The organism is Pseudobacteriovorax antillogorgiicola, assembly GCF_900177345.1.
GTDB lineage: Bacteria > Bdellovibrionota_B > Oligoflexia > Oligoflexales > Oligoflexaceae > Pseudobacteriovorax > Pseudobacteriovorax antillogorgiicola.
In genome coordinates this window covers 91,745-105,194 of sequence record NZ_FWZT01000005.1, presented here as the reverse complement: position 1 = coordinate 105,194, position 13,450 = coordinate 91,745, and the positions used below count along the sequence as shown (strand labels likewise).

Annotated in this window: 13 protein-coding genes and 1 tRNA gene; 5 read left to right on the top strand and 9 right to left on the bottom strand. The window is 45.7% G+C overall.

The genetic code is table 11. The features are described 5' to 3' along the window. Positions 1-134: 134 nt before the first annotated feature. A complete protein-coding gene (locus B9N89_RS08260) occupies positions 135-953 on the bottom strand; it encodes an NYN domain-containing protein (RefSeq protein ID WP_132317495.1) in 819 nt (272 codons plus the stop codon). Between the two features lie 185 nt (positions 954-1,138). Here B9N89_RS08260 and hflK point away from each other — a divergent pair, with 185 nt between their 5' ends. Both hflK and hflC read left to right on the top strand, forming a co-directional pair. Beyond that, the gene (gene hflK, locus B9N89_RS08255) at positions 1,139-2,158 is read left to right on the top strand and encodes an FtsH protease activity modulator HflK (RefSeq protein ID WP_132317497.1); all 1,020 of its coding nucleotides are present in this window, start codon (positions 1,139-1,141) and stop codon (positions 2,156-2,158) included. Positions 2,159-2,167: 9 nt separating this feature from the next. Further along, on the top strand, positions 2,168-3,106 hold the full coding sequence (gene hflC, locus B9N89_RS08250; RefSeq protein ID WP_132317499.1) for a protease modulator HflC: 939 nt from the start codon (positions 2,168-2,170) through the stop codon (positions 3,104-3,106). A gap of 39 nt (positions 3,107-3,145) precedes the next feature. Here hflC and B9N89_RS08245 read toward each other — a convergent pair whose 3' ends face one another. Next, the gene (locus B9N89_RS08245) at positions 3,146-3,526 is read right to left on the bottom strand and encodes a response regulator (protein WP_132317501.1); all 381 of its coding nucleotides are present in this window, start codon (positions 3,524-3,526) and stop codon (positions 3,146-3,148) included. Between the two features lie 250 nt (positions 3,527-3,776). On the opposite strand from B9N89_RS08245, the gene B9N89_RS08240 reads away from it, so the two are divergent. Continuing rightward, positions 3,777-3,852 (top strand) — tRNA-Cys (locus tag B9N89_RS08240). Positions 3,853-3,871: 19 nt separating this feature from the next. Here the strand turns inward: B9N89_RS08240 and B9N89_RS08235 are convergent. Beyond that, on the bottom strand, positions 3,872-4,654 hold the full coding sequence (locus tag B9N89_RS08235; RefSeq protein ID WP_132317503.1) for a hypothetical protein: 783 nt from the start codon (positions 4,652-4,654) through the stop codon (positions 3,872-3,874). A gap of 303 nt (positions 4,655-4,957) precedes the next feature. On the opposite strand from B9N89_RS08235, the gene B9N89_RS08230 reads away from it, so the two are divergent. Beyond that, positions 4,958-5,320 carry a hypothetical protein gene (locus B9N89_RS08230; protein WP_132317505.1) on the top strand — a complete coding sequence of 121 codons (363 nt, stop codon included), beginning with the start codon at positions 4,958-4,960 and terminating at the stop codon, positions 5,318-5,320. Positions 5,321-5,369: 49 nt separating this feature from the next. Here B9N89_RS08230 and B9N89_RS08225 read toward each other — a convergent pair whose 3' ends face one another. From B9N89_RS08225 to B9N89_RS08205, 5 genes are all read right to left on the bottom strand, one after another. Then, positions 5,370-6,281, bottom strand: a complete 912-nt coding sequence (locus B9N89_RS08225; RefSeq protein ID WP_159455236.1) for a fasciclin domain-containing protein — start codon at positions 6,279-6,281, stop codon at positions 5,370-5,372. 434 nt (positions 6,282-6,715) lie between these two features. Further along, complete coding sequence (locus B9N89_RS08220) at positions 6,716-7,489, bottom strand: hypothetical protein (RefSeq protein WP_132317509.1); 774 nt, start codon at positions 7,487-7,489, stop codon at positions 6,716-6,718. A 281-nt stretch (positions 7,490-7,770) separates the two neighbouring features. Beyond that, positions 7,771-8,814 carry a CNNM domain-containing protein gene (locus tag B9N89_RS08215; protein ID WP_132317511.1) on the bottom strand — a complete coding sequence of 348 codons (1,044 nt, stop codon included), beginning with the start codon at positions 8,812-8,814 and terminating at the stop codon, positions 7,771-7,773. Positions 8,815-8,976: 162 nt separating this feature from the next. Continuing rightward, positions 8,977-9,366: a response regulator gene (locus B9N89_RS08210; RefSeq protein ID WP_132317513.1), complete on the bottom strand. Its 390-nt coding sequence runs from the start codon at positions 9,364-9,366 to the stop codon at positions 8,977-8,979. Beyond that, complete coding sequence (locus tag B9N89_RS08205) at positions 9,344-10,453, bottom strand: helix-turn-helix domain-containing protein (protein WP_132317515.1); 1,110 nt, start codon at positions 10,451-10,453, stop codon at positions 9,344-9,346. Before B9N89_RS08205 ends, B9N89_RS08210 begins: the two co-directional genes overlap by 23 nt. 392 nt (positions 10,454-10,845) lie before the next feature. On the opposite strand from B9N89_RS08205, the gene B9N89_RS08200 reads away from it, so the two are divergent. Next, positions 10,846-12,159 (top strand): adenylate/guanylate cyclase domain-containing protein, encoded by a 1,314-nt coding sequence (locus tag B9N89_RS08200; protein ID WP_132317517.1) that lies wholly within the window; start codon positions 10,846-10,848, stop codon positions 12,157-12,159. Between the two features lie 36 nt (positions 12,160-12,195). On the opposite strand, the gene B9N89_RS08195 is transcribed toward B9N89_RS08200, so the two are convergent. Continuing rightward, positions 12,196-13,443: a DUF1552 domain-containing protein gene (locus tag B9N89_RS08195; protein ID WP_132317519.1), complete on the bottom strand. Its 1,248-nt coding sequence runs from the start codon at positions 13,441-13,443 to the stop codon at positions 12,196-12,198. Positions 13,444-13,450: the final 7 nt, after the last annotated feature.

The window sequence follows — 13,450 nt, the reverse complement described above, 5'->3', positions numbered from 1 at the left end:
TTAAACTCCAACAGAATGGCTGAGCTTGTGTTTCAGGAAATTGCCACAAGCCCCATTCTATCAGCCCTGGGACTACTTGTCTGCGCCTGAGAGGAGTCGAGTATTCCGAATATGAGCTGGCTCCGTGTAGTTGGCTAGTCTTCTTCCCACCATTTGCGAATGCGTTCCGTCCAAGAACTTTTGTCTCCAGCAGACTGAAGCTCTTTTTTCGCATCCTTCTTTTCATGGCGGCGTGGTCGTCCTCGACCTTGCTGATTTGAATTGCGATTATTGTTTCGACTTCGGTTCTGCTGAGTGCCCTTTTTGGGTCCCTGGTCGTCTTTCTTCGGGCCTTTACTCGTTGTAGCACCCTTGTTATTAGAGCTATTGCCGCCTTTGGGCTTTGCTGGCTTGGGGTCGACGTAGACAAACCTAGGAAACTCATCCCAGCGGAAGGTGTGAACCTCATCTGCCAGGGCGATAAGATCTTTGTGAACGGTGCGAAAGTTTCCGCACCACAGAGATACTGTAACGCCGTGCTCCTTCGCAGCCTCAACGGCAGGAACAAAGTCGCTGTCCCCAGCCACAAGTACGGCATGCTGAATATGTCCAGCGGCAGCGTGACGAACTAGATCAACCGAAAGTAAAACGTCCACGCGCTTTTGCTCAAAATATTCTTTTTTTCCGTCCCAGCGCTTCTCTAACTTGCCAAGCCTCATGGCCCAGCGATCCAAATTTTCTATGTCGCTGACAAACTCTTTATGATTTTCCATGCGCTTGAGCTCTGACTCAGTGGGTTCTTGGGACATCCAAGGAGCACAGTAATAGTAATAGCAGCGCAAAAGGTCCAAAGGAACTTGTTGGCGTAGAGGTTCGAGTAAGAAATCACTGATTTCTTCCCAGTCCGGATCGATGTGATTATGTTTAAACTGGGATTGTATATATCCGCCGTCGATAAAAATTGCAGCGCGCAAGAAAGCCCTCCTGTTATCATTAAGCCCTTCTTATAACCCGATTGATTCGAATTGCCAACGATACGTCAAGTGGATGGTAAAAAAACTCATCTGCAATCCCGAGAGACCTAGTTTTAACTACCAAAACAGTCCATAATAAGGCGGCGTTAAGGGAATATAATGAAATTTAATAAGGGCACATTGTCATGGGACAAGGTAACGGTGACTTTGACCAGTATGCGGAAAAAGTGAGAGATATCTTCAGCGCGAAAAAGAAAGGTAATGGCCGATCTGGCGGTGGAGGTGCGGGTGCAGATCCTAAGAAAATCTTACTAGGTATACTGATTTTTATTGCGGTTTTGAGTGGTTTGAAGGCCTTTTATACGGTTGAGGCTGACGAGGAAGGAGTGGTCACCCGCTTCGGTAAGTACATTCACACGAGCCAGCCTGGTTTGCACTTCAAGGTTCCTTGGGTAGACCAAGTCTATAAAGTTAAATCAAAAAGGCGACAGGAAGAAGTTTTTGGCTACCGGGCCCGAACTAGAGAACAGGTGAACAGCGAAAGCTTAATGCTAACTGGTGACTTGAATCTCGCTGATGTGGAGTGGATGGTTCAATACGAGATCAGTGATCCATGGCGATTTTTGTTCCGCGCTGCGGATGTGCGGAAGGCCATCCGCGATGTGTCCATGTCGGTGATGAGGCGAGTGGTGGGCGATCGTTTGGTGGGTGAAGTCTTAACTACAGGTCGAATGGAAATCGCAACACATGTCAAAGATTTGATGCAGGAAACTCTGGATCAATACGATCTAGGGATTCGCCTGACAACGGTAGAGCTGCAGTCGGTGACTCCTCCAGATCGTGTAAAAGCTGCGTTTAATGATGTGAATGCGGCCAAGCAGGAGCAGGAGCAGGCGATCAACCGAGCAGAACGAAAGTATAATAGCATCATTCCAGAAGCTCGTGGTAAGGCAGAGCAGCAAATAGCAGAAGCCCAGGCCTATGCAAAGGAAGCTGTAAACAAAGCTCGTGGAGACGCTAATCGCTTCAAAGCACAGCTAACTGAATATAAAAAAGCTCCTCTAGTGACCCGCAAGCGACTTTATATTGAAACCATGGAAGAAGTCTTAAGCAATGCTAGTAATGTTACGGTCGTCGATGAAGGGGTGAAGGGCTTGATGCCTATTTATGGACAATTACCAGTTGCGAATCAATCAGCTAAATAGGAGCGTTACATGTCAGGAAAAGTGGGATTCATAGCTGCTGCAATCGTTGCTGTGGTAGCTCTGATCAACTCTTCAGTTTATATTGTTAACGAAGCACAACAAGCTATCATCACTCAGTTTGGTCAGATTATGGGAAAGCCCGTGACCGATGCGGGAATTCATTTTAAAGCGCCGTTCATTCAAAATGTCAGTTACTTCGACAAGCGTATCTTGCATTGGGATGGAGATCCAGCCCAGGTACCAACAAAGGATAAAAAGTTTATTCTTGTGGACACCACCGCTCGCTGGCGGATTAAAGATCCCGAGACGTTTTTTAAGGCAGTTAAGAATATACGTTTAGCCTTGCAACGGATTACGGGTATTTTGGATGGTAAAACTAAAAACGTAATTTCCAACTACAACCTGGTAGAGGCAGTACGCAACACTAACGATATTATTGAAAAGGTGAAGCAAAATGATGAAACCACAGACGAAAAAGTTACAGGAGAGATTGAGCCAGTCACGGCTGGTCGGGAAAAGCTATCGCAACAGATCACGGCCCAGGCGCAAATAGAATTAGATTCACTAGGGATCGAGCTGGTTGACGTTTTGATTACTCGCATTGCCTATGTTCAGGAAGTCGAGGACAAAGTGTTCGATCGTATGATCTCTGAAAGGAATCGAATTGCAGAGAAAACACGCTCTGTTGGTAAAGGTGAAGAGGCCAAGATCCTGGGGCAAATGAATCTTGACCTTAAAGAAATTGAATCGGATGCTTATCGCCAATCTCAGGAAATCATGGGTAAGGCGGATGCTGAAGCGATTGCTATCTATGCGGAGTCACTGCGAGGCAATGCAGAATTTTATGAGTTCATGAGAACCATGGACGCCTATAAGAAAACACTCCCTAAGAGTAACCTTGTCATTGGCACTGACTCAGAGTTTCTGAAGCTACTTGATCGTAACTGACAGCTAAGTGTCTTCCTTCGATGGGGAAAAAAAGTGGGCTTAGGCCAGTTTTAGCTGGTCTGAGTCGAAAAACTTTTTCAGGCTTCCGAGAAGCTTTTCAGGTTGGAAAGGTTTCGGAATGAAGTCGATAACCTGAGGGTGGTCTAAATCTGCCATTTCCTCGACCTTGCCAGAGAAAACCATGATCGGAGTTTCCGAAGAGACCTCTCGAATGAGATCTAAAACGGGGGTGATCTGTGAGCCTGGGACGGTGAGATCAGCTATAATTAGCTGAAATGACTTCCTTTCCAAGACGCTTTGCAAATCATCCACGGTGGCTGCCGTCGTAAGTTTTATGCTCGGGAAGTCGAGTTCAAGCTCGGCCTCGATAATATCTACTAAGTCAGATTCATCCTCAACAATTAATACATGATGCGTCATACACTCCTCCTAGACCATAAAGATAGCTTCGGCGGATTCACCTTCAGAATTGATTGGAGCAAAGCACCAATTTGGAATCTTTATCGAAAACCTTTCCGAATTTATGTAGCGAGTCAAAAGTGCTGGTACTGCTTTCCAAGGGTCTCTGCAAATTGGCTGGACCATTGAATTTTCTATTAGAAAAAGCTTGATCTTCCCCAAGCAGACCCGTATAACTACTTTCACTCGCTTCAGTGAGTGTTTCCATTAAGGCGCGGTGTCTCGAATGGTTAGAGAGCGGATTGCAAATCCGTTTCATGTCGGTTCGAATCCGATCCGCGCCTCCATCTTCCCCCTTCTATTTTTTTATCCCGCTTTTGTAAGATTTCGTCGTGGTTTTAGAGTTTTCTTGAGTATCTTAGATCCCGTTCCAAGGATGTTCGCCAGTGTCAGAGGTATGTGGACACCGAGCATGTGACCCGATGTGAACTTAGGATTCAGTTCTAAGAAGAAGCTGGCATCGGGATCTTGAGCTAGGGCTTTAGAGCCAACGATCCGATCTGGGTCTTTAAGTTGGGGGTTGAAGTTGCTCTTCACGATCACAGGATCTTGGCAAACAATCGTTTTGTCTCGCCCAGCAAGGACTTCGATCATCATGTCCTTGGACCATTGTGGTTGCTCAAAGCTGCGATGAGGGTAGAGCTTCTGGACTCCTTGGGTAAAGAAACGATAGGCAGCGGGTGTTGCACACGACATGACCACATGGATTTGTGCCCTGGGGTAGGTGATCCGAACGCGAAAGGCTTGTTGAAATAGTTCCTTCATAAAGTAAGCCTGAGAACCAGCGTAGGCGTTGCTCACGTAGGAACCTGCATCATAGACTAAATGGGTTTTTCCGCGGACTTGGTATCGTGACATGCAATAGGATCCAAATCCTGCGATCTCGCCCTGAGGCCCGTAGACGAGCATTAATTGCGTGTCTGGTCCCCTATTCAATACGGTTTTGATACTGCGATTAGAGGAGCCTTGGATAAAGCTTTCCTGATAGATTTCGTTCAGGCGAGGTTCTATAGACGCCCAGCTGTCTCCACTCAGTTGATTAAGTGGCTGGCGACTGAGGCGTTGAATCGCTTTCTTCCCTTGTGTCATGGTTCACCTTTCTTATTCATCCCCGATTCCTGTTGCTCCCTAATGTAGCCTGGTCGCGAGAACTTTGGAAATAGAGAATTATCTAATAATTACTGGTAATTACATACAGGTCTTCGATGTTTTGGCAAGAATGCTTGGACACCCATAAAATGAGTGATTCGTTTTGCTGATTTGTGTCAGAATTCGCTAAAAAATTACGGCTAGAAAGATACATGAAATCATGAGTGTATCAATCTCTTTTAGGATTGCTCCAAACAGTACCGAAAGGAAGTTGGGGATCGTTAATATTTATGAGAGATGTATATGGGTGCAAATCAAAGGATCTACGAGCGCATCGACGCCGAAGACAGCCAGCTACTAGGTATCATCAAGGATCACAGTGGACCAGGAACACCCTGCGATGTGATCAACTTTTCAGAGCGTGGCGCTTGTCTTTGGAGTCTCGAAAGCCCAAAGGAAGGTCGCGAGGTAAATCTTGAATTGATAACTGGTCAACGATCAGAAAAGTATCAAGGTTTGGTAAAGTGGGTTAAAGAGCTTGAGACTAGTGGCTATCTCATCGGGCTTGAAACCAAAGATGAAAAGCTCTTTACCAAGGCCATTCAAAGCATCATGTCCCGAGATCGCTTCGAGTTAAAGAGCATCAAAGCCGCAACGGGGACCTAATCACTTATATTAGAAAAGCGCTCCCCGCTATAGGGAGCGCACCGGCGAATCACTTCGCGCTTGGTACCAGAACCGTGTCGATTACATGGATCACACCATTGCTTGCCATGATGTCTGTAGCGATAACTTTAGAATCATTGATAAACAGATCCTTACCATCAAACATGAGCTTGGTTTCCTTGCCGTTAGCCATAGTCGCGCTTTTTAGGGTCACTGCAGTTGCGGCTTCTACAGCAGCTTCTGGGACAACGTGGTACAAAAGAATATTTGAAAGTGTTTCAGGGTCTTTTAGAAGGGCGTTGATTGTTTCTTCACCAAGTTTTGCAAATGCTTCATTCGTTGGTGCAAAAACCGTGAAAGTTCCTTCACCAGCTAGCACTTGATCCAAGCCTGTAGCTTGAAGAGCTGCAACCAGAGTTGAAAACTGCTCATTCCCAGCAGCAATATCGGCAATAGATGGGGGTGCAGGAGGCAGCAGCACAGAGTCGATGGCATGGATCACTCCGTTACTAGCTCGAATATTTGGGAATACGATTCTTGCATCGTTGACAAAAAAGCCAAAACCTTCCATTGAAAAACTGACCGAGGCTGAGTTAAGCGTTGCAGCTTCTTGTGCTTGTAGGGCTTCAAACAATCCAACCTCTCCAGGAATTACATGGTAGAGCAGTATTTCAGAAAGTTTTTCGGGATTGTTGATCAGTCCTTCCAGAGTTTCTGAGCCAAGCTTTTCGAAAGCCTTATCAGTAGGAGCTAGTACTGTAAGTGCATCATCTCCAGCGATTGCTTGATCGAGACCAGTGAGTTGTAAAGCTGTTGTCAAGGTTTGGAACTTTCCGGTTCGTTCTAAAATGTCGCCAATCTTAAACGATCCTTTACCCGCAAAGGCCTGTCCAGCACTCAGAAATAGACCAGCTGCGAGCGATCCACCAATAACTGCGTTCTTTACTGACTGTAAAAACATAATCATTTCTCCAAATTTAAATGTGATGATGACTAGGTTATTTCACAAGCTCATAGATTTTTTCAATCCCCGTTTTGCAGAATAGAGCAACAATAAGGGGCAAGCTCTCTCGGAACCGTTGGCTTCAAGCTTGTTCAATCTTCGTCATAGATTTCTTAATCCAAATAAGAAAGATCCCTCGCTTTGAGAGATCTTTTATCAGGGTAGATTTACGAAGGTAAGGACGTTTAGGCTTTAAAATCGGAAGGAGGGTTTGTGCCTTTAACCATCAGTATATTAATAAGCGAAGGCACAATAAAATTATCCATAAATTGATAAGGGTGTAAAGCTAGTCCATTGCCATCAATCGTTGCCTTGCAAATTCTTATGTGAAACTTGGTGATAGTTGGAGGATTGCTCTACCTCGGGATTGTATCTCTAATTTTCAGCCTAAACTATTTGTCGAGTAGCGTATTGGCGACAACTTTTTGAACGTCGATCCCGACTTGAAGTTCATCGAGAGCGAGATAGAGACAAACAAGGTAGATGCCAAAGACCAGGAAATTACGGTCGACTTCGACACCATTATCTTTCAGGAAGGAGAAAAGATTGTGAGACGAGGTATAAAACATATCCATGGTGAATGTAACCTTGCCTTCCAGGCTTGAGCCAAAGTGATCAATGAGTAATCCTTTGAGTTGATCCTTGCGCTCTTGCTGCCAATTTTTTTCGATTAAATTCAGATTGAGCAGGGCGTCTTCAAACTCATCGTCCTGTTGTCCATAGAACGATTGATAGAGCTGAACAATCGACTGTCTAAACTCCTCATCAAGAACAAACGGTAATGACACGTGCCATTGAATAAAGGGTGCAGAGGCTGTAGTTCCAATTTTTTTGGGGCGGAGGTCGATAAAGAACCCCTTGGTATTGAGAAACTGCTGAAAGTAGAGCTCCAGAATAGCTTCTCCAGCAGCTTCCTTCCGATCGTCAGGAAGCTCTTTTAGCTCACCTTGGTTTGACTCATCTTGTTGAGAAATTACGGAGTTGTTTACAATTGTCTGAAGTTCAGCGAATATTTCTTGGGCCAGAGACTTGTCTCGGCTATTTTGAATCAGCGACTTTGAAAGAGCTAGGATCTCGCGAATGGAGATGATCTTGAGAGTCGCGGGACTCACGTATTCAAGCAGTTGGCGAAGGGTAGGAGGTAACATCTTTAACACGGTACTCATAGAGGCTCCTAAGGAAATTTAGCGACAGACTTCAAGTCGCCTTTAGTTTAGCATTAGCCTCACATTTTTCCGTGCAGCATTTAGTCTGGGTAAAGCCGTGCTGCTTTAAAGCCAGCTCTAATACTGCATGTATGCCATAGTAGTTTAAAAAGTTTTATTAACCTATTATCTACTAGACATTGATCTTATAAAAGATAATATGGTCTTATTATTTGCGAACTATTTGTTAAAAGTCTTCATATAATGCCAGCTCGATGCTGGCGTTATTTTTATGAGTTGAGTTATCCCTTAGGAATCTGCCTTTGGCGGCTTGCCCAGAGTCGACGCGCCAATCGCCTCATGTTGGGGGCTTTGTCTCCTTCGTCGACAATCTCATGACCGATGAGAAATTCGATCACGTCCTCCAGGGTGATGATACCCTCAAAGCCACCATGTTCATCGATTACCAACATGATCTGATCACGCCGCGAAATAAAGAGCTCGAAGGTTGAAGAGAGACTCAAGGTTTCAGGGATAGCATGAATCTCTCGCTTGAATTTCTTAAGAGGTTTGTCGTCTTCGTCTCGCGCTTGCGCAAGAAGCAAATCGGTGCGCAGAACAAAGCCGATTATATGCTCTCGGTCGGTGTTGTAGATGGGGATTCGAGAGAAGCTTTCATTGCCATGTTTATCGAAAAACTCGCCAATGCTCATATCGGAGCAGACCGAGAACACCACTGTGCGAGGGGTCAAAACTTGGCTGACGCGGTTCTTGTGGAATTGAAGCAAGTTTTTCATGATGTTCTGCTCTTGGTGAGCAATCTGACCCTCGGCAAAGCTGAGTTGGGCCATTGCTTCGAATTCGTCACGATTGAAGCCTTTTAGGCTTGGTCCGTGGGCAAGGTGTCTGGTTAGCATTGCCGACAGTCTTACGAACGGGTAGAAGAAAATGATTAGGTACTTTAAAAAAACAGCGATGCTAGGAGCCAAGCCGCGCCAATAGTGAGCCCCAATTGTCTTTGGAATGATTTCAGAAAAAACAAGGATCAGGAAGGTGAGAACCCCCGAGATGATACCAACGTACTTATCGCCAAAAATAGCTGCTGCTTCGGCACCAGCGCCTGCAGCACCGACGGTGTGGGCAATGGTGTTTAATGTCAAAATAGCCGCCAACGAGCTATTCATATCATCCTTGAGTTTTTTGAGGAGGCGTGCTGACTTCTTACGACCCTCCTGCTCCTGGAGGCTAATGTAAGAGGGGGTGACACTCAAAATCACCGCTTCGGCGATGGAGCAAAGAAACGAACAGCCCAAAGCGAGGGTGACATAACTGATTAAAAGTATCATAGGTTGCGATTCAAATCCTTCTAGGTGTAGAGATATCTGGCAGTTGCCATAGAAACCGGATCTTAGAGCAAAAGTATAGCTCTCGTCTAGAGCTGGACTTAAAAATGAATGTTGCGACGAGTTTTTTTGGGCAAAGTATCGGGCAAGTGGATTAAGGAGCTATTAGCTCCCTAGCTTTCGGCTGGCATAATAATCAAGGACTTGATCCACTAGGTCCTTAAAGCGCTTTTGGTTGATGGGTTTGATGACCCAAGACACGACATTGAGCTGCTTGATTTCCGAGCCCCGCTCTTCATACTCCGAAGTTAGCATGATGACTGGGCAGTTAGTGCTTCGGCCGTTATCTTTCAGCTTGCGGAGGATTTCAACGCCGGTCATCTGGGGAAGATGGTAGTCCAATATGACTAAGTCATAAGACTGGTTCATCAGAAAATCGAAGCCTTCGGATCCATCTTTGGCTTCAGTGATTTCAAATTTATTTTCAGTTTCCAACGTCGCGATGGTTTCCTTGCGGAACGATTCGGAGTCTTCAACTACAAGAACTTTTTTCATAACTCTGGCCCACACTCGTAAAATGGTCTCTTAGGGGTTTTGGCAATAAATCATGTGCTAATGTGAGAAGGGAATCCGAATCCTCGCCGTCGGCCCTCATTTTGGCGGCAATTGAATAGATATACAATGCCTCAAAACGATAGAGAGGAGGGAGCCTTCTCAGATTAATCGTAATATCTTTCCCATCTAGAATATCATCTTCTTCTATCCTGACACCGTCGAGCAGCATCTGATAAAATCTCAATCGTACCTCACCATGAAGATAGCCGATCTTTGAGAAGTCTTTTCGGGCGTCAGCAATTTGGGTTCGAACGTGATCTTCATCACTTGGATTCAGAATAATCTGCATCAAATGGAGGTTTGCAGACGCAAAAACCGATAGATCATCAAAACTTTCGGAGAAAACAGCCAAGCCGCGATCACATAGATCTTTAGCCTTTTCGGGCTGTTGATTAAGCCAATTGCTCATCGATGCCCCGAGATAAGATAGGGCGACGATCCACTCCGACTGGCCTTGGATGAGGACCCGGCGGAAGCATTGATCTGCCTCTTCCCAGTTGCCATGAAGAAGACTTTGCACCCCATTGAGGAATACCTTGCGAGCTATGATATCAAACAACTCATAGGTGCTCGGGTCATCATTTTCCTCAACGATAGGTGCTTCGTCAGGAGATAGTTGGAGCAAGGCTTTGAGGCCTTTGAAAATCTCAACTGTGACCTGATGGTCCTTGACTATTTTCGGATGCTTCACACAATAGAACAGATTTAAGACGGCTTGCCACTGATCGCTAAACAAACCTATTTTTACGAAGGTATCTGCTGAAATAACTTGCTGCGGATCGAGGCCGCCTAAACTCTGATACTTTTCGACAGGAATTTCAGGAGAGAGGTGCGACGGTGCGCAATTGAGGATGACACCAAGCTTCCGGGCATTTTTTTCTTCGATGTATTCAACTCGACCCGATAGCCAGCGACTGAATGTTTCGCGACTAACTCCTATCTTTGCTGCTACATCTTGCTTTTTGATTCCACTTTCTTGAAGCGCATCTTTCAAATTCGGAACGTTGAGTTTAACACGGTTCTTCATAAGCAACACATCATTTAGTTTCAATCACGTTTGTGTGATCGGTTGATTGACTTATTTCTTAATGACTCGCATGGGAAAACCTCTAAATACCGATAAAATGGGGACATTTATATGACTCCATGGCGAAGTATTTTCTGTCCCGTACCATACAGTAATAATATAGTGAATACAAGGCCTTAAGTAATATTAAGGGGTTCGCTGGGGAGCGCTACACGCTTTAAACGATTGCCTGAGCTAAGTTATGGCTGATGGCGTCACGTGCCGGATCATTCCCCTCGTCAGTGTAAAGCAATCGTTTGACTTACAATATTCCCTCGATCCCCTGATTTTCAAAATCTTATTAAATTATCAGAAATCAAAGGCCGATAGTATTGCAAAGTAAGGAGATTGCCTTGAAAGATCAGGCGCTTAGAAAAATTGGAGCCATGCATCCAGCGACGTTGGCATTCGAATCGGCTGAAATGGAAGATGACTATTCGCTCTACCTAGCGAACAAGAGAATCTTTTTGAATCGAGTCGCAATTGTGCTCGCTGTGGTGATGTACGCAAGTTTCTTCATCGTCGACGTCCTCCTGGCTGTGGACTATATGGAAGCACAGGCCTTGATACGGCTTGTGATTGTCCCTGCTTCCTTACTGTTCGTATTGGGCACGACTTGGAGTTCTCACTACCCTAAGTTTGGGGAGCGATTGATTGCCTTTCCACTATTCGTTGGTACCCTAGGCCACGTTCCCATGGCACTTCTTAATGGAAGCTTCTATGCCTCTGGTTTCTTTAGTTTTGCTTTGGGGCTTATGCTTCTTTACAACTTTCTCCTAAGCGGCATTCGCTTTCGCTACTCTTTATTGATAGGTCTTGTGATTGTTGGTTCCTATGAATGGATCGAATTTGGGCTATCGCAGAATAAGGTTGAGGATGTTGTAACCAATCACTTCTTTATGATCTCCGTTTATGCCCTGGGTGTCATTAGCCACTATGTTCTCGAACGCTTCAGTCGGATGGAGTTTCTTTACCGTTTGGAGCGGGAAAGCTTTATTGACCAGGTGAATCGAGAGAAGGTTAAGAGCGAGAAGCTGCTTGAGAATATCTTGCCCAAAAAAATCGCCTTCGAATTAAAAAATACAGGTCGGGTCGAAGCTCAAAAGTTCGACCATGTTACTGTGATGTTTATCGATATTGTTGGCTTTACCAAGCTAACGACACAGGTTCCCGCGGATGTGCTCGTGGGCGGACTCCATGAGTTTTTTAGCGCGATCGATCGGATCATTCGCAAGTACAACCTAGAAAAACTTAAAACAGTGGGTGATGGCTACTTATGTGCTGGAGGCGTTCCCCGTAAATCTGAAACTCATGCTCTTGACTGCTGTTTAGCAGCCCAAGAGATTCTTGAGTATGTAAAAGCTCGGCATTCAGAGAAGTTTCCGATTCAAATCAGAGTTGGTATCAATACCGGAATGGTGATGGCCGGAATCGTGGGTCTTGATAAATTTGCTTATGATATCTGGGGTGATGCAGTGAATACCGCCTGTCGCCTGGAACAGGTTTGCGAGCCAAACCAGATTAATATATCTGGTAGCACCAGAGCAGCTATTCATGAGAACTTCCTGACGGAAAGTCGTGGTCTTTTGCCTTTGAAGGGCAAAGGCCTTTATCACATGTACTATCTATGTGAGCGCCGTGGCGGTGAAGAACTGGCGAGTGCCTAGCCTTCGACGCCTCAGTACTCGAAAGAGTTGAATCGTCTACAAACTCAGCGGTGTAACACCATCGCCACCTATGTCTGAAAGATCAGCATTTCCCCCAGCCATCACATCAGCAAGGGCGCGCCAAAGATTCCGATTGGTACTACCCCCAGCGTTCATAGTACCCTTCTGGGTGATAGCGCCACCGAGCTTACCAAAGATCGCACATGGAATGTTCAGCTGTGGATGACCACTACTAAAGCTGCCACCAAGCAGGTGCTCCCCACCTTCACTCATATAAACGACTGCTGAACGATCTAGAATGTTGTAAGAGCCGTCGCCAAGCTTGTTGACCAGCCCACTGATTCTAGTCTGGGCCTCGTCACAGAACTGTTTGAATCTCATACCACCATCATTTGAGCCCTCGGAGTGAATGAAATTATGTTGTGGGTCGCTATTGTTATTTAGAAACGATAGAACTGTCACCTGAGAGATGTCACAAGCCATAATTTGGTAGGCGACATCAAGCATGGCTTGGTGCTGATCAGCAACTTCGTTTCCTGCGACGATATTGGCGTTCTTATTACAGCCAGGGGCTTCGAAGCGGCTGCCTGGATCTCCTGATCCACCACCGCTCCCTTGGTTTGCCGATGCGATCTTGCGATAGCTTTCCTGAAGTGCGTAAAGATAATCGTCGAACATTGCGCCATCGGCACCAAGCTGCTTGCGAAGGGTTTTAATATCTTCCATACATGGATCTAAGAGGTGCTTTTGCCCAGACTGGATCAGGGCTAAGTCGTATGAGTTCACTTTACGGAGTGATTGACCAAACGCGGTAGCCATAGCTGTCTGCGGGTTTTCAATGATTTGCACCTGCCCTCCAGATGAATCGCGGGCATAGCCACGGTCCCCCACACCAATACCTAGGTTGGCCTTACTTAAGCCTGGAATCGAACTGAAGAATGATGCACCAGCGCTTTTACCAGTATTAAAGCTCAAGAGAGCGGACTCTCCGCCGTGCCAATCTCCAACTCCCTGGCCACCTTCATTGACGGTTGTGGCATTGTTCAGGCCTTCAATAAACAGGGCGTCAGCTGATAAAATAGCCGGCGAAAGGGCTGATGAAAGGGCTGCCTGCGTCGCAGCCGAACTGAAATGACCATTGGGTGTCGTACAGATTAAAAGCTTGAGCTTGCCTTCAGCACCGAACGCTTGGGTTTCTTGAAAGGTGCGCCCCAGGGCGCCCAGAATCATGGTGTGGCTTGCATATTTTAACAGAGTTCGTCTTGTTATTCGTTTTGCATTCATATCCTTG